Below are 19,347 nucleotides of genomic sequence, written 5' to 3'. Positions count from 1 at the left end.
CTTTATTTTTCACTAATTAGTTCATTAATAATATAATCTCCAATAGCCAATGAAGAAGTTGCCGCAGGAGATGGAGCATTTCTTACATGCATCACATTGCCCTGACGCTGAATATCAAAATCATCCAGCAACTTACCGTCGCGATCACAAGCTTGTGCCCGTACTCCAGCACCACCTGGCTCTAGATCGCTCATTTTTACCTCAGGGATCAAGCCCTGGAGTGCTTTGGTGAATTGTCTTTTGGAAAGGGATCGGTACATTTCTTTGGTACCTGTCTTTCCGTATTTCCCAACGATCTTCCAAAAACCTGGCCAACGCAAGGTTGCCATAAGGTCCTTTAGATTGACGTCAAAAAACTTATATCCTTCTCTTTTAAAAGCAAGAACTGCATTAGGCCCTGCCTCTATCCCTCCTTCTATCATGCGTGTGAAATGTACACCTAAGAACGGGAAATTCGGGTCTGGCACCGGATAGATCAAATGTTTGACCAGTCCTTGACTTTCCGGTTTTAATTTATAGTACTCTCCGCGAAACGGAATGATACGCAGATCTTCCTTTTCACTGGTCATGTTGGAAACACGATCTGAAAACAATCCTGCGCAAGAAACCACCTTGGAAGCATAAAAGCTAGCCTGTTTCGTTTTTACAGTTACTCGATCCGCAGCTGGTGTAATGCGCTGTACTTCTTGACCAAAGAGTAAACTTCCACCTTGCTTACCGATCAATTCTTCCAACTTAATACACATGCCTGGGTAATCGATGATTCCCGCTTGTGGAACGTGTATCGCTTTTATTCCTTGAACATGAGGCTCAATCTCTCGAATCTCATCAGCATTTAAAAAACGTAGGTCTTCTAGACCATTTTCAACACCGCGCTCAAAGATGGTTTCCAATAAGGGCAATTCGTCTTCTTTGACCGCTACAATGATCTTTCCGCAGACCTCATGCTTAATGTTGTGCTCTCGGGCAAACTCCAACAGCAGCTTATATCCTTTACGGCAATTAATAGCCTTGCTACTTCCCGGTTTGTAATAAACCCCACTGTGAATGACACCACTGTTATTCCCAGATTGGTGTCTACCCACTGCCTGTTCTTTTTCCAGAACTAGGACCTTTTTATTGGGGTACTTCTGCAAAAAAGTATACGCAGAAGCCAAACCTACGATTCCAGCTCCTATGACCAGCAGATCATATTCTGTATTTTCCGTTTGCAGGCTCAAGGTGTATTACAATATCATTCCCGCTGCAACGGTCTCATGCGTTGCATCGTCGATCAAAACAAAGCTACCCGTCACGCGATTGTCACGATACTCATCCAACATAATTGGACGTGTGGTGCGTACGGTAATACGCCCAATATCGTTCATTTTAAGCTCCTTATCTTCTTCTTCGCGATTGTAAGTGTTGATGTCGATCTTGTAGAGCACGTTCTTGATCATTGCCTTAGGCTCGTTAGAGGTGTGCATCAAGGTATACTTGGTACGCGGTCTCGCTGGATTGTTGTGCAACCAGCAGATCATCGCGTCAAACTCTTGTTTGGCCTCAGGCTTGTTGTTCGTCTTTACGATCATATCTCCACGACTCACATCTACATCATCAGTGAGGTTCACAGTCACTGACATCGGTGCGAAAGCTTCTTCAACTTCCCCATCCAAAGTATTGATACTTTTAACAGTAGAAGTAAATCCAGAAGGCATCACGGTAACCTCATCACCCGGACGAAGAATCCCACTTGCCATACGGCCTGCATAGCCACGATAATCAATAAATCCTTCGCGTTGCGGACGGATTACTGTTTGTACTGGGAATCTAGCATCGATCTTGTTAAGATCACTAGAAATATGCATATTCTCCAATACGTGAAGCAATGGCGCTCCTTTGTACCAATCCATATTCTTACTGCGATTCACCACATTGTCACCATCTAAGGCACTGATTGGGATAAATCGAATGTCTTTTACCAATAGTTTAGATGAGAATTCCTCAAACTGACTGATGATCTTAGTAAAGGTCTCTTCTTTATATTCAACAAGATCCATCTTGTTCACACAAACGATCACGTGAGGGATTTGTAATAAAGAAGCTATAAATGTGTGTCTTTTAGTCTGTTCAATTACTCCGTGTCTTGCATCAATGAGAATTAAAGCCGCATTCGCGGTGGATGCACCAGTCACCATGTTTCGGGTATACTGAATATGCCCAGGAGTATCTGCAATGATGAATTTACGCTTTGGCGTGGTAAAATAACGGTAGGCCACGTCTATGGTGATCCCTTGCTCTCGTTCATCGCGAAGACCGTCAGTAAATAGAGCCAAATCAACACCTTCATGTCCTTTGCGCTTGCTGGTGTTGCTCACCGCCTCTAATTGGTCTTCAAATATAGCCTTACTGTCGTAGAGCAGTCGTCCGATTAAGGTACTTTTACCATCATCTACACTTCCGGCGGTTGTAAATCTTAGCAGTTGATTGTTGCTGATTTCCATAAGTTCTTTCTAATTAAAAGTATCCTTGACGTTTACGATCTTCCATGGCGGTTTCACTTCGTTTATCATCGGAGCGGTTACCGCGTTCTGTTTGTTTCATGGCAGAAACTTCCATGGCGATTTTTTCTACAGTGTCTGCATCGGATTCGATACCTCCAGTAATTGTAATATCCCCAAGGGTTCTAAAACGAATCTTTTTCTTCTCGATCTTTTCACCCTCATCCAATTTCAAGAATTCAGAAACCGGAATCCAAGAATTACTTCTCCAAACTACTTCACGTTCGTGAGCAAAGTACAAGGATGGAATTTGAATATTTTCTCTTTGGATGTAGTTCCAAACGTCCATTTCTGTCCAGTTACTGATTGGAAAAGCTCTAAAGTGCTCTCCCTCAAAGTGGCGGCCGTTAAGGATATTCCATAATTCTGGACGTTGGTTTTTAGGATCCCACTGACCAAAATCATCACGATGAGAGAAGAAACGTTCTTTTGCGCGAGCCTTTTCTTCATCTCGGCGACCTCCACCAATGGCACAATCTACTTTGTTGCTTTCAATAGCATCCAAAAGCGTAGTAATCTGCAAGGCGTTTCTCGTTGCATTTTTACCGCGTTCTTCTGCAACACGACCCTGATCAATAGATTCTTGAACAGAACCAACTAAAAGTTGGGCGCCCAGTTCCTTCACTAAGGAATCCCTAAAGGCAATGGTCTCCGGGAAGTTATGTCCCGTATCCACGTGCATTAACGGAAATGGAATCTTTGCTGGGAAAAATGCTTTTTTGGCTAAATGAGTAACCACGATAGAATCTTTTCCTCCTGAAAATAAGATTACAGGATTTTGAAATTGCGCCCAAACCTCTCTAAGGATGTAGATTGCTTCGGATTCTAATTCGTCCAGGTAGTTTAAATAATATTTGCTCATGCTAATTGTTCAATTCTAACTTCGACGCTACCGCTTGCAAAACAAGCGCAGCAGATTCATTAATATCGGTTAGCGTGGTGTCAATACGCAAATCCGGATTTTCCGGAGCTTCATAGGGTGCATTCACACCTGTAAAATCTTTGATCAAACCTTGACGTGCTTTGGCGTAAAGACCCTTAACATCTCGGCGTTCACACTCCTCAATTGGAGTGTCTACAAAAACTTCGACAAAGTTAAAATCTTTAACCACACTTTTGACCATTTCTCGATCCTTTTTATAGGGAGAAACAAAGGCTGCCAAAACAACGGTTCCCGCATCTACAAAAAGGTTTGCAATCTCGGCGATTCTACGGATGTTCTCTGTCCTGTCCTCTGGGGCAAAAGTGAGGTCACTATTGATCCCTTTTCTGATGTTATCCCCGTCTAGGGTATAGGTGTGCACCCCTTGATTATAAAGGGCCTCCTCTACGGCATTTGCCACAGTGGATTTCCCAGAGCCTGAAAGCCCTGTAAACCAAATCAAAAACCCCTTGTGCCCTTTTAAGGACTCCCGATGGGATTTGTTGATTCCAAACTCATGAGGAATTACATTTTCTTGCATGCCTATTTATTTAATTTTTTGAGATAGTTACGAACACGACCCAAGGGTAGTTTTAACCACAGGCGTTCGTGGAAATAATACAAAACAAATTTGGTAAATAACTCTGTCAATGCAATATAAAGCGCAATTTCATCGAACTCATTAAGTACAGCTCCTGCAATAATAAAGGTCGTTGTTGTGGCAACAAGGCGCCAAGACAAAGTTTTAAATAGGGTGCGCTTTTTAGTGATGCGTTGCCCGAAAAGTATCTTTTGCCAAATGCGCTCATGAACATAATAGATTCCCAGTTTTAAAAAGAATTCTATAAAGCCAATCTTTAAACCGTCCGCAAGACTGCACTCATCTGCCAAACAAGTAACTAACAAAACCACCAAAATGGTATCTGCCGTAGCGACAACACGCCACGATATCCCTTTGATCAGGCTGCGGTAATGCGATTCTTGCTTGTAATGCGTCATGACTAGAGTTCCTTACTCACCAAAAACCAAGGATTCAAAAGATTCTCCTTGTTGTAGCGCATCGGACTGTTTGAAGGCAATGCAACCACATGCACGCCTACAGCTTCACAAATGGCTTGCCCAGCGGCAGTGTCCCATTCCATAGTCGGAGCAAATCTAGGATAAACATCAGCCTTACCTTCTGCGACCAAACAAAACTTCAAAGAGCTTCCTTTAGAGACAATCTCTTTCTCTTTAGCGGTGGCTAATGCCTCGATATATTCTTTGGTCTCATCGTTCAAATGTGATCGAGAACCAACAATCCGCATTTGCCTGTCATCAGCTTTGGGTTGGATCAAATATGCCGATTCCAATAACGATTCCAAAGATTCATATGAATCCGGCATATTGACTTTCCAAGCCTTCTCAAGGTCCGTTTGTGCAAAATAAAGTTCACGCGTGTAAGGCGCATAAATTACCCCTAATTTGGGTACCCCCAGGTGGGTCAAAGCAATGTTTACGGTAAACTCTCCATTGCGTTTGATAAATTCTTTAGTCCCATCAAGTGGGTCAACTATCCAACATTGCTCCCATTGTTTGCGTTGACTGTAATCCAGCTGCTTGTTTTCCTCGCTGATTATTGGAATCTCCGTGGGAATAAGATAGCTATTGATGACATCGTTGGCCTTCTTATCTGCTATGGTCAATGGGGAATTATCGTCTTTGATTTCTACATCAAATGGTGCCTCGTAGACTTCCATGATGACTTGCCCAGCATCTAAAGCCGCTTGAATCGCGGTAGTCAGGTTTTTATTCATTTCGATAAGTGGCTATTATTCAGCCTTAGTATTGGTGATTAGTTCTTTGAACTCAGGAATAAACTTACGTGCCAAAACCACTGCAGTTCCAAGCACAAGACCTAAAAACAGGTACATAATGATTATTCCAACTTTACTAGGACCGGCTGGCTCTAAGGGGATTGCAACCGGCTTTAAAATGGTAAATACAGGGGTGTCTCTTTTGACTTGGAGTTTAGCAGATTCCAACTGATTCGCAAGCTGGGAATATACATTAAAAGCCAAGTCATTCTCAGTCTTTAGCTGTTCGTAACGATTTTCGCTAATGGAACTGATATAGTTTTTATTTCGATCGCGAAACTGTCCCAAACGGCTGCGTTTTTCTTCATAGATCTCGCGAGCCTCTTCATACCTTTTGGTTAAGTATTCCAGTTCTTCCTGTGCTTTAGAGATATTGAAATCAATAATATACTCTTGCAACAGCACTTGTACGTGTTTGGCTAATTGCGCAGAGACAGCTGCATTGGGTAAAGTTGAGGATATCTCAACAAAACCTTCTAAATCGTTAAAAGCTACTTTAATGTGATTGTCTAGATAGGCAATCTGCGCTTTTTCTGCCCTGGTTAGGCTTATAATGCTTGTATCTGGAAGTTGATACGTCTTTTCTTCCTTACTTCTAAAAATACCAATGAATTTTCCCGGCAGTCCTACCGTGTACTCCTTCACGTAATCCGTAGGCTCCTTTAGATCGATGCTCTTCAGGTACTCCGTCAGTGGAATCATATCACCAGTTTCCTCATTCTTGATCGGAGCATTCAGAATTTCCTTTTGAAAGGGAATGCTTGAGGCAATAATAGGATACAGGGTTGGAAATATTTCATTCTTCCCATTATCATCGAGATTCAGTCCAACAAGTTTTGCAAAACCACCCAACTTTTTACCCAGTCCTTGGCTACCACTGATCTGAGGTAGAATTACGGTCTGCGACACAAACTGTTTTGGCGAAAAAACAGCGATGACAGCACCGAATATCAAAAAGATTATCATGACCTTGATCACAAAGCGTCTTTTCTCCCAGATTAATCCTAAAAGTTCAAATAAATTGATGCTACCCATGATCGCTTATCTTAGAAGTCTATCAATTAAAAGTCCCACGGTCACTAAACCTGTTGTGATACCAACTCCTTCTTGTACCGTTAATGGGCGTCTATCTGGTTTTGCTGGAACTAGAATTATCGCACCCGGTTTCAATTTTGGGAATGATCTAAAGAACAGGAATCGCTTGGTTGATGCAATGTCTCCGTTGGCGTAGACCACATAGACTTTGCCTTGCTTTGCATTGGTTGAAAAACCACCCGAACGGTTTATATAATCCAAGAGGGTAAAGTTTTCATCAAAGCGAACCATACTCGGAGAAAGCACCTCTCCTTCTACTTTAATGGTTTGTTTGGTGGATGGAATGAAAAGCTCATCTCCGTTTTCTAAGATCAGGTCGTATTTAGAGCCTCTCCCGTCCGTGCTCAATATCTTTTGAAGATCTATACCTACTTTGAATTCACTGCGGTTACGCAAGTCTAGATTCGTTGCAGTACTGTCTTGTAGATCTACGCGTACGGAATTTTGAATCTCTTCATTGTAGTAAGGATTCTTTCTGATCAAATAAGCTCCTTCCACAAAGGCGTAAGGAGATACACCGCCTGAACGGTCTACTAGATCTGAAATACGCTCGTCTTTCTGAGCCAAGGAATAAGAGCCTGGACGAATTACCTCTCCGCCAATTTGTACTGTTTTGTAATCTCCGTACCCCTGCATATATCGAACCGCTACTCGATCAAAAGGTTGTAATACGAATCCTCCGGTGCTTTGACTCAAAGTTTCGTCCGCACTCACTGAGAAGCTCTCTGTCAAGGTTTCAAAACTGTCGTCATTGATTCTTCTGTAAACATCAATAACCATTGGATTAGCTCCAGCGCGCAATCCACCAGCTATTAGAATGAGATCCTCTACCGTCAGATTCTCAATGAAGGGGTAAGTTTCTGGGTTATTGACAGCACCGTTTATCGTTAAGGTTTGCTGTTCGGTTAGACTGTACTTATTGTAGATACGAACCTCATCATTGGGTTGTAAATTAATATCGTTTTGTCCATTGATCACCTCTGCAACAGAAAAGGAACGTGAAGTTTTCTTAACACCATCTGTGGTACTGATCAAAATACCGCGTCCCATAAAGGCCGTTTCATTAACACCGCTTGCCTTTTCAATTAAACCTTTCAAGGTCAAGCCATTTTGAAACTCATAAGTTCCTGGTCGGTATACAGCGCCTTCAATACTAACGGCGTTTTCAAATTTATTGATGATTCCTTGAACACGTATGCGGTCGCCATCCTTGGGTTGAGCATTGCGCATTTCAGAAAGTGGGATCTCCACCACTCTGCGGCGATCATTTTCTATACGCTCTAAAACAATTAAATCTTTATAAGCATTACTTCTGAACCCACTCGTGTAGACAAAAAGATCTGCGAAGGTTTCATTTTCTTTTAGCTCGTAGATCCCAGGTCGCTTTACTGGACCACTAACCGTAACGCGAGTCTCGTAAGGTCCTACTAAAAGCACATCACCATCACGAAGGGTAAGGTTTCCGTCCTGAGCGCCTCGAACTAAGTATTGGTATACGTCAAAAACGGCCACATCTTCCCCATTACGCACAAGCTTAATGTTTCTAAAAGTTCCTTCTCGTGTTGGTCCACCGCTAGCATAAAGGGCATTGAGTACTGTAGATAAGGCACTCAAACTATAACTACCTGGAACTTTAACTTCTCCGATAATGTTAACCTGAACAGTACGTACATTGGATATAGCGATATCTAAGTTCACTCTGTATGGGCTACTTGCTGGAGCAGTAAGTCCTGCATAAACCCGCTTAAGAGCGCTTCTTATTTTTAGTTTGGCGTCTTTGATGGCCATTCCACTTACATAGATGGGTCCAATGTTGGGAATGCGCAAGGCACCTTCTCGGTCAACTTCAACCAAATAATTACTTTCTGCCGCTCCCCAAACGCTTATCACCAACTCATCTCCAGGTCCTAAAACATAAGATTCCGGAGTTGCTAGGTTTTGATTTGGTGCAAAGGAGATATTGTCGTTGGCAAAGAAATCAAATCCGAAAAGTGAATCTTTAACCACCGCTCTTCCCCAAGTGTTTGCCGTTGCCGTTGCGGGTGTACTTAAAGTCAGCGGATTAGAAGTGGTGTCGTAAACATCAGAAGCCGCCTGACCGTCCAACAACAACAAACGCTCCTCTAGGGCCGCGATTTGCTGCGCAGAGATACCTCTAGCACGCGCAACTGCTTTAACTTGATCAATGGTGTAGCCTTGAGCATGGAGTTGCTCCCAGTATTCCAGAAGTTCGGAATCTGTGAGGTTTCTAAGATCGCCCCCAGACACTGTGCCTTGGGCCGTTGTTTGTTGAATCCCTAACGCAAATAAAAATACTACTAGGAGGGATATTCGCTTCACAAACTTGGATGTAATCATGTGGTCGATAAATTGATATTCTCAAGGACTAAAAAAACCAGTCCTCAAAACTTGCGCAAATATATAAAATATAGCCAAGAACCCTAGTTTTTCCGCAAGTCTTTGGGAGAAATGAACAAGGGCATCTTCCGCTTGTAAAAAGTACTAAAAAGCATACTTCTTCGTAACTTTGGCCTGTGATAATTATCAAATACATCTGTGCGCTCGTATTCCTTCTGACAACGACTTCAATTTTCGGGCAACTCAAAGGACTCACTCCTTTGTCCAATGAGGTAAGTGAGTCAAGCGGTTTGGCCTATGACGGAACGCATCTATGGACACACAACGATAGCGGTAATCGGGATGTTCTCTACGCCATCGACTTAGAAAATGGCAGGGTGAGCAAAAAGGTGTTTCCTCCGGACACCTACAATGAAGATTGGGAAGATTTAGCCATTGGAGATAAGGGCACAATTTTTATCAGCGACACTGGAAATAACGACTTTTCACGAAAAAGCTTGAAAATCTATGGTGTGCTCCCTAACGCTGACGACACTCAAACAGTATTGACCACTACCATTGAGTTTCCTGAAGATTACACCACAAAAAAAGGAAAGATCAAATACGATGTAGAAGCCTTGATCTATCGCAATGGATCCTTTTATCTATTCACTAAAACCTTTCGGAATAAATTCAAAGATCAAACAGCAGTTTTTGAAGTGCCAGCAAAAAACGGGACGCAAACTGCACGCTTCTGTGGCACAATTCCCTTATGTGGTAAAGAAAAGAACTGTAAGATTACCGCTGCGGCATTTCATCAAGCTAGTGGTCAACTGGCCTTATTGAGCCATAAAAACTTGTGGCTAATTCCGGATTTTGACCCTAACGCATTAGATGCTATTACCTTAGAGCGCTACGAATTTGAAGATGATTCCCAGAAGGAAGGCCTGTGTTTTAAAAACAGCCAAGAGGTATTTATTAGTGAAGAGCGAAACGGAGGTAGCCAGTGGTTATATCTGCTTCAGCTCAAACCCTAGAGTCTACAGTGAAATTCCAAACCCGAAGGAAAATCGCAAGCCGTCATCACTATTGAAAAGCCCAAACTGACCAGAGATCGCATCTACAGCAGTTACTAACAGACCACCGCCAACACTATCGTGCCAGGTATTTGAGTCTTCTCCGTCTATCCAAACACGTCCTAGGTCATAACCCCCAAAAACACCGAGCTTTAAAGGCAATAGGCCTGTTTTGAATTTGGTGAGTTGTAAGCGCAGATCTGCAGACATGGCCAATGCGCTCTCCCCTGTGAATCGCTGTAGACGATAGCCTCTAAGACCCGTATTGGCTCCTAAAACCGCTCCTTGGTAGAATTCAAAATTGTCTCCAATGTTAAACTGTCCTTGAATTTGAGTGCGCAACACCAGAGTACGTGCACCAATTAGCGCACTGTAAAACTCTAGAGAGGGTTTGATAAAGGCAAAGTTCCGATCACTTTCTTTGAGGTTGGCTGTTGCTCCTGCTGAAAAGTCGAAGAATATTCCACGCGTTGGGTAAGCTCTGTTATCTGCTCCGGTATAGTTATAGTGGAACAACAGCGTTCCAAAGGTCTTTGAATCTGAGAGTATTGGATCATTCGGATCAAAGAACTGGGTTACGAATCTGTCCGGAGTCGGATCCACCTCTATGCGCTCTGCGCGCAGTGATACTGCGAAACTACTCCCGGCATCACCGATCTTCTGAACACCGATCGACCCTTGAAGAATTCCCGTTTTAACTCGATTGAAATCCAAACCAAGATCATCGTCAAAGTTGTCCGTTTCATTTCCGAATCCGAAGAAATTCAAAGCAAAATTCTCACTGGTAAATCGCGCACCAGCAACCAAATCCCAATTGCCAAAAGTGTTGGCAAAATTTCCTTGATACTTCAAATCAAAACCTTGAGTGGCAAAGAAATAACCTGCACTCACCACATGCTTTCTGTGATAAGGATCGTTTTTGAATCCTTTAACCGTGTAGGTATTGGTCGCACCGATCTTGATACCATCATCGGGATTAAATCCAATGGTAGGTACAATCATATTGATGCGGTTGATATACTTGTCAAAGTCGTATACGTTATTGGAATAGATATCTTTCAAACGCAGCTCGGCACCACCGGTATTTACAATGGTATTCGGCTTGGAGGCATGATCGTAAATCTTTATGCGACGTCCATCCTCAAGATCATAGATATCGTTATTCTGTCCACCAATCACACGAATAAACACCGGGTTGTTTCCACCTCCACTAGCGGTAATTCTGTCATCATCATCCAAGGCGTAAATCCAAACCTCTTTGGTTTCTGAACTCTTAACTGTTCTAGTTTTGAACGGCGCTTGTGCCACACCGTCTTTTATTCGGCTTACGGTGATTCTCGTTTCCCCACGGCCACGTTCAATATTGATCAGATCATCTTTGTCAGTGGCAGTGATGATGACCAACTTGCTCAAATAAGTATAGTAGCGTTGCGCTAAGTCATCTAAGTCCAGAATACGTGCTTTGAGTTTTGCCTTGATGTCCTCGGCAGTTTCATCCTGAACTTCCGGAGGAAGCCTAGAAAATGCTTGCTCTATGACCTCATCGGTCATTTGTTGTTGTATGTAAGCCGCCTGCTCCAGCCAAACATTGAGATTACTGTCCTGAGTGAGTGCTCGGTCTAATTTGATCCCTGCGGAGTTGATCCATTTAATGTCTTTTTGCTCAAAGTCGAACTCCTGAAACTGTCGCGTGGACGGAATGATCACTTTTAAGAAGTCTAACAGAGCTCCGTCATAATTGGAGTAAACCTGATCCCGATCACGCGGAATGGGACGATAGACCTTTTGGTCTTTTGAGATATCAAATCGTGACCAACGCCATTGATCCTGGTGACGGTCCCAATCTCCCACCAACATATCAAACAAACGCGCTTTGATATAACTCGCCTCATCGACTTGATATTTTTCATCGGCACGTAAATTGGCCAACATATCTGAAGTACTCTCAATATCATCTGGATTCCCAAAAGAAGCTACGTCTAAAAAGCCATCATCCGGGCGCTCTTCAATAATGTAAAGCTCATCTCCAAACTCCTCGTTATACTTGCCCAATGCTGGATGTTTTGGCATATAGACCATCTGTGGATTGGTATGATATAATCCGATGGCATCAGAGAGCGGCCCTACCGTAAAACTCGCAAAAGGATGACTGGAAGTATAGAAATCAAGGAGGACATCTTCTGTGAGGGTTTCCTTAAAGTCTTCTTCCACGTAATTATCCTTAAAAGCCACTGTTTGAAGGAATTGCACTGCGCTTTTCTTTACGGCACGTAATGCAAAGTTACGGCCTTGTCCGTCAATCAAACGCAGCGATCGGGTCTGGTGTCCCCCCCCTTTTCTTTCAATCGTGAAGCCTCCCATAAACTCATCCAGGGTTACCACCGGAACTTTTATATCTGTGCCGTAGACATAACGATAGTGATCTCCCCAGAACCAACGGTATCCATCGGTTTTATCAGTGCCTTCTTTGTATGCTTTAGCTGCTGTTTCATCTTCAAAGTCAGTCGGCAAACCACTCGTATCAAAAGGTTTTTCCGCTGGATGTACATCTGCAGAATGCACCAAAGTCGCCGTTGGCCCATCCATAGTATAGAAACGAACCTTACTGGATCGGTCGTCATAAATATCAAGCACCGCGAATCCTCGAGAACTAGATACAAAATCTGCACCAGGCCCTAAGGCAACCGGATTGCTTTTGGATCCTGCACCCGATACGATCTGTTTGATATTGTCCAAGTCAATGTATTGCAGCGTGTGTTCATGTCCGGAAACAATCACAGCGCGATCTGACGCCGTTACCATCGTGGTAATGCGGTCCATGAGCTCGTCGTATCTTTTGTTGTATCGATCTTGATTGGTCACTCCACCCTGAGAACGGGCCAATGCTACAAAAGAACCTAAGATCGGTAGTGGTATCTTACTGCCCGACGGAAACAAGTGCTGGCGTGCTGCAAAATAGCCTCCGTGCGGTCCGTAGGTAATGGCCGGATGGTGGGTGGCAACTATAATGGTCTTTTCATTGTTCTTTTTGAGTTCTCCTTCCAACTCCAAGAAAAAGTCATTGCGGGATTTGATATCGCAGTCGTCATTCATGGTCGGGTGCTTGTCCCAATCCACCAAGAACCATTGGGTATCAATAAAAATGATTTCCAGATCATCATTGATGCTTTTGGTTCTGATGGGACAACCCTTCTCAGGCTGAAAGACCTCATTATTATCGGTGGCCTTTTCCAAGTATTCTTCTTGACGCTTCAATCCAGGCAGGCCGCGGCTGTACCAATCGTGGTTTCCAGGAATGAAATAAGCCGCTCCTTTGAAATTTGCTATCGCTGCAACCTGAGCATCCAAATACCCCTTGGCATCATCATAAGTTTTGTCATTTTTAGGTGGAAGGCCTTTAGGATAGATATTATCACCTAGAAAAATGGCAATATCATCAGCCTGACCTTCTGCTTCCAGAATATCCTTAAAACCGTCAATGGAATACTTATCAGGGTCCTGACTGGCAAAACCAGCATCGCCTAAAAGAAATATGGAATGGGTCTTTTTTGCTGTCGACGGGGGTTGGGTGTAAGTCGAATCTTCAGCGATCTTTGTCGAGTAGGTAGCACAACTCAGAACAATAAATGCAAGCGCCAAAGAAAGGACGAGTTTAAATTTCGACATAAGAAGTAATGATAATTTAGTAATTTGGCGTAATAATCGAACAGATGAATTCCCTTATCCAAAATACTCACGAGTACGTTTCACAACTATTAGAAGAGAAACTTCCTCCCGAGATCGTCTACCACAATCTACTCCATACCAAACGCGTATTTAAAAGTACAAAAGAAATTTTGGAACACAGTTCCGTTAGTGAGAAAGATGCCGAGGCACTTCAGCTGGCAGCCTTGCTCCATGACGTTGGGTATATTGAGCAATGGGATGGACATGAGGAGATCAGCGCGAATATGGCGCAAGATTATTTGGCTTCGCAAGAGGTGCCTCAGGATCAGATTGATACGGTAAAGCGATGTATCCATGCCACCAAGATGGAATACACTCCTCAGGATGAGTTGGAATTTATCATAAGAGATGCCGATGCTTCTCATTTTGCCAAAGATTATTACCTGGAGGCCTCAGAATACTTGAGAGAGGAGCTTAAAAACTTGGAGATCCAAGATTATTCTACCCGCAAATGGACACTGGTGAATATCGATATGTTTGCCAATAAGCACGAATGGTACACCGAGTATGCCAAGGAAAAATGGGAGCCTCAAAAAGCGCTGAACCTAAAAATGCTCAAAGAGGAAAGCGCCTCTCAAAAAGAAAAGAAAAAGAAGGCCAAGCTTGCCAAACTCAAGGCGAAACTCAAGGACGAAAGCCCAGAAAAGGCCATTCAATCCATGTATCGCGTGACGCTGCGAAATCACATCAAACTCAGCGATATTGCAGACACCAAGGCAAACATCTTGCTTTCTGTAAACGCAATTATCATCTCATTAGCCCTGTCTAACTTGATTCCGAAGCTGGACAATCCGTCTAATGCCTATTTGATTGTTCCCACGGTGGTATTCGTGATTTTCAGTGTAGCGTCCATGATTCTATCGGTATTGGCTACAAGACCTAATGTGACCCGCGGAAAATTCACCCGTGAAGATGTAGAGCAAAAACGCGTAAATCTATTGTTCTTCGGAAACTTTCACAAAATGGAATACAAGGAATTTGATTGGGCGATCAATCAAATGCTCAACGACAAGGATTACATCTATTCGGCCATGACCAAGGATCTTTATTTCTTAGGAATTGTCCTGGACAGAAAATACAAGATCCTTCGACTGACCTATACGGTATTCATTGTGGGGATTATTGTCTCTGTGATCGCCTTTGCCATTGCGTTTCAATGGTCTGCGGGAATCCGTGAAGCAATGGGAACTTAATTCTTGATCTCTTTCATCAGATCTTCATAAGTGTAGAACTGCTTGTCGTTCTTTTTGGTCTTGTAAAGCACATCCACGCGGATTGCCTTAAGACCTGTCACACCTTGTAGGTCTTCTAATTCTACTACCTCCACATTATCACTCAAAACGTTTTTGGACTGCAAGAACTTGATGTAACGCAAATATTCCTGCTCATCACTGCGTTGAGAATACACAATAGTGATCTTGCCCTTTTTGGTCACACGCTTGGTGGTACCTTTGATATATGCTTTGTCTACGCGCTTTTTAACTACCTCATAACGCGCATTGTAGGTTCCATCAACGTCAAAGCGTTTTTCATCCATTCTAAAACGAACCGAAAGCGCCGAGTTAAATACTAAGATCATCGAGGCCACATCCAGATCTAATGGAAGTTTGGGCTTCATATTGTAGTAGGCATTCTCCATCTCACACATGACCTGTAATTGCCACAGGCGCAAATTGTAGAGATACACCTTGTTGAAGCTGTCTTGCTTGGTAATGGACTCCCCGATGTACATATTGTGCTCTACCCCATCGGTTTTGAAGCGTTCAAAGTAGTGTGGATACATGGCCTGCGCTTTGGCTTGCTTCTTATCCAACAGCTCAGACATCTTCTTATTGATCAAAGTGATGGAGTTGTCGTAATCTTTTCTGTGCTTGTAGATCAGCTTTAAATTTGGATCGAGCTGCCCTCGATAATCCGCTATTGCAGCGGCTAATTCTGGAGACAATTTATTGTAGTGATCAAATAACGGCTTGATATTGTCTTTGATAAACGAGCGTATCTTTTGCTCGCTATCTACCTTTAGATCCTTATGTATGATCTCTAAATAGCTGTCAATGCGATGTATGTATTGTTCGTAGATCGGCATGGGTTCTTTCTCCAACCCGAGTTTGATCACATCTTTTATCGCGGCTAACTGTAAAATCAAATCCGCTTGAATCGCGTGATTTCTGGCCACAGAAGAACCTTTGATATCAATCTGCCCAAAGAGCGGGTACACGTTTTCAAACACAATCTCTCTAAATCCAACCTCTTCTCCGGCGTAGCGCTTGGCTAACACACGCTTGGATTCCTGCACAAACTTCCAATGCACGCTGGGGTGAATCGAGGTACATTCATGCTGAATCAACAGTTCAATCTCGTTCTCTTCTCTACGCTTGGAGCTACGCACAGAGTCAATGATATACGGCATCATATCATTGAGTTTATTGGCATTGATGGAATTGAGTTCCTGCGGATTTGGAGAAACTAATTCCAACACTCCTAGTACCTTCCCTTCATCACGTACCGCCGCCAAAATGGCGCTTCCCGCCTTTTGAGCGTGTAATTTTTTGTAAAGTGGATTCTTCGGGTACAGCTTGTGGAATCGCTCCACATCAGAAACGCAATAGTATTCGTTTGAGACAAACAATGCTTCGTAAGAATACGGGCATAAAGCGCTATCACAAGAGGCGCTCATCTCACCATTGAGGATAAAACTATTGATGTTCTTTCCCTGCGGAATGGGTTCAAACTGATGTTCCTCAGCATTGTAAACCGCGAAGCCCATCTTGATATCTGGCAAGTTGAAAATTGCCTGCAAAATGGTTTGAAACTCTTCGATGTCCTCATCAACCTTTTCATCGTTTTGACGCAAAAGTGTCGCTTTGAGATCAGACAAGGCTACATCCACGGTAGCATCGTACATATTTCCGATCACAAAACCGTTGAACTCCCAACTTTGAGGAGGAAACTTGGATTTCCAAAGATCAATATTGTCGTAATTATCTATAAGCTCCGCAATATCATCTTCAGTGAGCTCCAAGGCTCTTTCGGTAGGTTTCATCTCAATGAAATCTCCGTTGTAAAGCACGCGGTAGTTTCTTGTAATTTGATTGGTGTCTGGAATCGCAAAATGGAACGGACGTCGAAAGTCCATGCGCTTGCCGTAATGTGCTCCTAGGATCACGCTACAACTCATAACATAGAATTCATCCGCAGTAAAATCTGTAAAACTCAGATCGTAATTACCCTCTGCATTCTTGAGAATACTCTCAAAACGCTGGGTCGATTTAAAGACGTAATTGCGAAATGGGATAGTCGCAATCTTGATTTCATTTCGCTGTAAAACAGGAGAAAACAGATCGCTTAGAATAAAGTCGATCTGCGGCTTAAAACGCTCCACATCTTCTGGAGTTTCTAAACCAGTGGTCAGCTCCGGATGCTTATCGGCCAGTTCAAGTACCGCTTTTGCGCGCTCTTGTACTAGCGGATCCGTGCTATTTATATGCTCTTTGTAGTGTTCAAAGAGTTTTCCGAAGCCAATTTTTATGGTTAACGGAAAGTTGTCATCACTCAGATTCATGCCTAGAAATCAATTACTTAGACGCCTAATTAAGGGTTCCTTATGCAAAGATACAATAATATAATCTTAACAAAATTTATTGCTGCGAATCGCTATTTTTGTCCTTTATATTCTTTAGACGTATGAGATTATTATTCGTTACGGCAATAGCCGCAATTTTAACAGCCTGTGGAGGCGATAGCGGACAGAAGAAATTAACAGGTACAGCCCTCGGTTTTGAGGAAGGGACCAAACTCTATTGGCAGAGCATCGATGAGAATAACCAACCGGTTATTTTGGACACCCTTATCGTTCAAGGCGGAAAGGTCAGTATTGACTTGGAATCTGTGGAAGGAGCTGAGCTTCGATTGATCACCGAACCTGTTGGCCGTAAGAATATGATCGTCTTCAATGAGAATCAAGACATCAAGATCGCCATGTATAAGGACAGTATGCAGGCTTCTAGAGCTACGGGTGGTCGCAGCAATGACCTTTACGGAGAATACAATCAAACCCTGCGTCAATACGCGGTTTTGAAAAAAGAGAAAGCGGCTGCATACAAACAAGCTCGTCAAGAACAGGATGGAATTTTGATCAACATACTGCAGGAGGAGAACAAAGAGCTTATGTCTGCAGAACGCGCCTTCAAAAAGCAGTTTGTACAACAAAATCCAAACTCTCTTTTTACCATGATCATTCTTTCTGAATTGATCAACAAGAAAGACATCACTGCGGATGAGGCTCGTGAAATTGTTGAAAATACTAGCCCAGAGGTGCTAAACACACTTGTCGGAAAGACGGTAAAAGAATCTTTGGAGGCCATGAAAAACGTGGAGATCGGTGGTATCGCTCCAAAGTTTGAAGCGCCAAATCCTGCGGGAGAGATCGTTTCTCTAAAGGAGGTCAAAGGGAAAGTTACTCTTATTGACTTTTGGGCCTCTTGGTGCAAGCCTTGTCGCGTTGAAAACCCAAACCTGGTTAAAGCCTACGAAGCTTACCACGACAAAGGTTTCAACATCATTGGAGTTTCTTTAGATCAGCCTAACGGGAAGGCTCGTTGGATCAAAGCCATCGCTGACGATGGACTGCCTTGGCCGCAAATCTCTAACCTGCAATTCTGGCAAGATCCTATTGCGCGTATGTACAACGTCCACGCAATTCCTGCATCTTTCCTGTTGGATGAAAATGGAGTGATCATTGCCAAGAACCTCAGAGGGCCTCAGCTAGAAGCTAAACTTGCTCAGCTTTTTGACAACTAGTCGTCTGCCAAAAGCAGAAAACTTACCTGCACATTAACACGAATCTCCAATTCTCCCGGAGCAATTGTCGGTTCACTTTCAGCAGCATCAGCTACTGCAAATGAACGCATGTTTACAGCAGGCATAACCGTTGCTGTTTGTTCACTGATCTTTACAGCTCTTCCTATTTCCTGGCCCAAAGCACCCGCGTATTCACGTGCTTTTTGCTGAGCGTTTTGTACCGCTTTCTTACGCGCTTCAGATTCTAGATTGATTCGTTCTGAACTCCCAAAACTAATGTTATCAATTCGATTGACTCCAGAACTGATCAACCATTCATTACAGCTTCATACTTACTCAGATCTTTGAGCAAGACATTGATCGCTTGATTGGCCTGATAATTATAGGTCTTGGAATTGTAGTTATAGTTTTTATTGAGTCTGATGTATTCCGTTTGCACATCGGTGTCTGGGATGTCCGATTCCTTCAAAAAGCGCAACACGTCCGCAACTACTTGATCATTTTGCTTCTTGACAGCAGCAGCTTCCTGCCCCGTATTCTCCACGCGTAGGCTAATTAAAACTTGATCTGGTGTGATCTTGACCACTCCGGTTCCTGTAACATCAACACGTGACGGAAAGGCCTCTGTTTGCGCATGCATGCTCATACTCATAATAGTTAGACTGATAAATAAAAAAAGTGTTCTCATATTCGTTTTTGTTTGATAAGCACAAACAGTGCCACAATTGGAACCGCCATAAGAAGAACTATTTCTGTCCGAGCTTCCAGCAGATAAGGTTCAAATAATAATGTTAGCGCATAACCTGCAACCGCCCCTCCAAAGTGAGCGTCGTGACCAATATTACCCAATTGGTTCCGCATGCCGTAGATAGAATAAACCAAATAGAGGATTCCAAAGAGCCAAGCCTTTATTGGCAAGGCAAAGAACAGATAGAGGTTTTGATCTGGATACAATAACACAAAAGCAAAAACCACTCCAGAGACCGCTCCACTAG

General features: G+C 43.1%; 16 protein-coding genes. 3 read left to right on the top strand and 13 right to left on the bottom strand.

All coding sequences use genetic code 11. The annotated features are described in order from the left end of the window. Positions 1-2: 2 nt before the first annotated feature. The 8 genes from lhgO to ACSLP7_RS00935 are packed head-to-tail and all read right to left on the bottom strand — an operon-like array spanning position 3 to position 8,771. A complete protein-coding gene (lhgO, locus tag ACSLP7_RS00970; RefSeq protein ID WP_435577576.1) occupies positions 3-1,220 on the bottom strand; it encodes an L-2-hydroxyglutarate oxidase in 1,218 nt (405 codons plus the stop codon). A gap of 6 nt (positions 1,221-1,226) precedes the next feature. Continuing rightward, positions 1,227-2,483 (bottom strand): sulfate adenylyltransferase subunit CysN, encoded by a 1,257-nt coding sequence (cysN, locus tag ACSLP7_RS00965; RefSeq protein ID WP_435577575.1) that lies wholly within the window; start codon positions 2,481-2,483, stop codon positions 1,227-1,229. A 13-nt stretch (positions 2,484-2,496) separates the two neighbouring features. Continuing rightward, positions 2,497-3,402, bottom strand: a complete 906-nt coding sequence (gene cysD / locus ACSLP7_RS00960) for a sulfate adenylyltransferase subunit CysD (RefSeq protein WP_435577574.1) — start codon at positions 3,400-3,402, stop codon at positions 2,497-2,499. Between the two features lies 1 nt (position 3,403). Next, positions 3,404-4,003, bottom strand: coding sequence for an adenylyl-sulfate kinase (gene cysC, locus ACSLP7_RS00955; protein ID WP_435577573.1), 600 nt, complete (start codon positions 4,001-4,003; stop codon positions 3,404-3,406). A 2-nt stretch (positions 4,004-4,005) separates the two neighbouring features. Next, positions 4,006-4,461, bottom strand: a complete 456-nt coding sequence (locus ACSLP7_RS00950; RefSeq protein ID WP_435577572.1) for a DUF2061 domain-containing protein — start codon at positions 4,459-4,461, stop codon at positions 4,006-4,008. Positions 4,462-4,463: 2 nt separating this feature from the next. Further along, positions 4,464-5,258: a 3'(2'),5'-bisphosphate nucleotidase CysQ gene (cysQ, locus tag ACSLP7_RS00945; RefSeq protein WP_435577571.1), complete on the bottom strand. Its 795-nt coding sequence runs from the start codon at positions 5,256-5,258 to the stop codon at positions 4,464-4,466. A 15-nt stretch (positions 5,259-5,273) separates the two neighbouring features. Next, positions 5,274-6,353, bottom strand: a complete 1,080-nt coding sequence (locus tag ACSLP7_RS00940) for a Wzz/FepE/Etk N-terminal domain-containing protein (protein ID WP_435577570.1) — start codon at positions 6,351-6,353, stop codon at positions 5,274-5,276. A gap of 6 nt (positions 6,354-6,359) precedes the next feature. Continuing rightward, the gene (locus ACSLP7_RS00935) at positions 6,360-8,771 is read right to left on the bottom strand and encodes an SLBB domain-containing protein (RefSeq protein ID WP_435577569.1); all 2,412 of its coding nucleotides are present in this window, start codon (positions 8,769-8,771) and stop codon (positions 6,360-6,362) included. A 176-nt stretch (positions 8,772-8,947) separates the two neighbouring features. Here ACSLP7_RS00935 and ACSLP7_RS00930 point away from each other — a divergent pair, with 176 nt between their 5' ends. After that, the gene (locus ACSLP7_RS00930; protein WP_435577568.1) at positions 8,948-9,787 is read left to right on the top strand and encodes a hypothetical protein; all 840 of its coding nucleotides are present in this window, start codon (positions 8,948-8,950) and stop codon (positions 9,785-9,787) included. Positions 9,788-9,790: 3 nt separating this feature from the next. Here ACSLP7_RS00930 and ACSLP7_RS00925 read toward each other — a convergent pair whose 3' ends face one another. Further along, complete coding sequence (locus tag ACSLP7_RS00925) at positions 9,791-13,492, bottom strand: metallophosphoesterase (RefSeq protein WP_435577567.1); 3,702 nt, start codon at positions 13,490-13,492, stop codon at positions 9,791-9,793. Positions 13,493-13,536: 44 nt separating this feature from the next. On the opposite strand from ACSLP7_RS00925, the gene ACSLP7_RS00920 reads away from it, so the two are divergent. Continuing rightward, on the top strand, positions 13,537-14,745 hold the full coding sequence (locus ACSLP7_RS00920; protein WP_435577566.1) for a Pycsar system effector family protein: 1,209 nt from the start codon (positions 13,537-13,539) through the stop codon (positions 14,743-14,745). Here the strand turns inward: ACSLP7_RS00920 and ACSLP7_RS00915 are convergent. Further along, the gene (locus tag ACSLP7_RS00915) at positions 14,742-17,114 is read right to left on the bottom strand and encodes a GAF domain-containing protein (RefSeq protein ID WP_435577565.1); all 2,373 of its coding nucleotides are present in this window, start codon (positions 17,112-17,114) and stop codon (positions 14,742-14,744) included. The two genes, ACSLP7_RS00920 and ACSLP7_RS00915, sit on opposite strands and share 4 nt — an antisense overlap. Positions 17,115-17,236: 122 nt before the next feature. On the opposite strand from ACSLP7_RS00915, the gene ACSLP7_RS00910 reads away from it, so the two are divergent. Beyond that, on the top strand, positions 17,237-18,352 hold the full coding sequence (locus tag ACSLP7_RS00910) for a redoxin domain-containing protein (protein ID WP_435577564.1): 1,116 nt from the start codon (positions 17,237-17,239) through the stop codon (positions 18,350-18,352). Here ACSLP7_RS00910 and ACSLP7_RS00905 read toward each other — a convergent pair. From ACSLP7_RS00905 to ACSLP7_RS00895, 3 genes are all read right to left on the bottom strand, one after another. Then, on the bottom strand, positions 18,349-18,663 hold the full coding sequence (locus ACSLP7_RS00905) for an SIMPL domain-containing protein (protein WP_435577563.1): 315 nt from the start codon (positions 18,661-18,663) through the stop codon (positions 18,349-18,351). The genes ACSLP7_RS00910 and ACSLP7_RS00905 overlap by 4 nt on opposite strands. Continuing rightward, positions 18,660-19,040, bottom strand: coding sequence for an SIMPL domain-containing protein (locus ACSLP7_RS00900; protein ID WP_435577562.1), 381 nt, complete (start codon positions 19,038-19,040; stop codon positions 18,660-18,662). The genes ACSLP7_RS00905 and ACSLP7_RS00900 overlap by 4 nt, the downstream gene beginning before the upstream one ends. Continuing rightward, positions 19,037-19,347: rhomboid family intramembrane serine protease (locus ACSLP7_RS00895; RefSeq protein ID WP_435577561.1), on the bottom strand; the 311-nt coding region annotated here is incomplete at its 5' end. The genes ACSLP7_RS00900 and ACSLP7_RS00895, both read right to left, overlap by 4 nt.

Origin of the sequence: Gilvibacter sp., assembly GCF_965601605.1 — a bacterium.
GTDB lineage: Bacteria > Bacteroidota > Bacteroidia > Flavobacteriales > Flavobacteriaceae > Gilvibacter.
The sequence above is the reverse complement of the archived record's forward strand: the minus strand, read 5'-3'. Positions and strand labels throughout refer to the sequence as shown.

Excerpts from the sequence above, each read along its gene's own strand:
- cysD (WP_435577574.1), bottom strand. The coding sequence starts at position 3,402 with ATGAGCAAATATTATTTAAACTACCTGGACGAATTAGAATCCGAAGCA.
- ACSLP7_RS00915 (WP_435577565.1), bottom strand. The coding sequence starts at position 17,114 with ATGAATCTGAGTGATGACAACTTTCCGTTAACCATAAAAATTGGCTTC.
- ACSLP7_RS00950 (WP_435577572.1), bottom strand. The coding sequence starts at position 4,461 with ATGACGCATTACAAGCAAGAATCGCATTACCGCAGCCTGATCAAAGGG.
- ACSLP7_RS00910 (WP_435577564.1), top strand. The coding sequence starts at position 17,237 with ATGAGATTATTATTCGTTACGGCAATAGCCGCAATTTTAACAGCCTGT.
- ACSLP7_RS00935 (WP_435577569.1), bottom strand. The coding sequence starts at position 8,771 with ATGATTACATCCAAGTTTGTGAAGCGAATATCCCTCCTAGTAGTATTT.
- cysQ (WP_435577571.1), bottom strand. The coding sequence starts at position 5,258 with ATGAATAAAAACCTGACTACCGCGATTCAAGCGGCTTTAGATGCTGGG.
- cysN (WP_435577575.1), bottom strand. The coding sequence starts at position 2,483 with ATGGAAATCAGCAACAATCAACTGCTAAGATTTACAACCGCCGGAAGT.
- ACSLP7_RS00940 (WP_435577570.1), bottom strand. The coding sequence starts at position 6,353 with ATGGGTAGCATCAATTTATTTGAACTTTTAGGATTAATCTGGGAGAAA.
- cysC (WP_435577573.1), bottom strand. The coding sequence starts at position 4,003 with ATGCAAGAAAATGTAATTCCTCATGAGTTTGGAATCAACAAATCCCAT.
- ACSLP7_RS00900 (WP_435577562.1), bottom strand. The coding sequence starts at position 19,040 with ATGAGAACACTTTTTTTATTTATCAGTCTAACTATTATGAGTATGAGC.
- ACSLP7_RS00920 (WP_435577566.1), top strand. The coding sequence starts at position 13,537 with ATGAATTCCCTTATCCAAAATACTCACGAGTACGTTTCACAACTATTA.
- ACSLP7_RS00925 (WP_435577567.1), bottom strand. The coding sequence starts at position 13,492 with ATGTCGAAATTTAAACTCGTCCTTTCTTTGGCGCTTGCATTTATTGTT.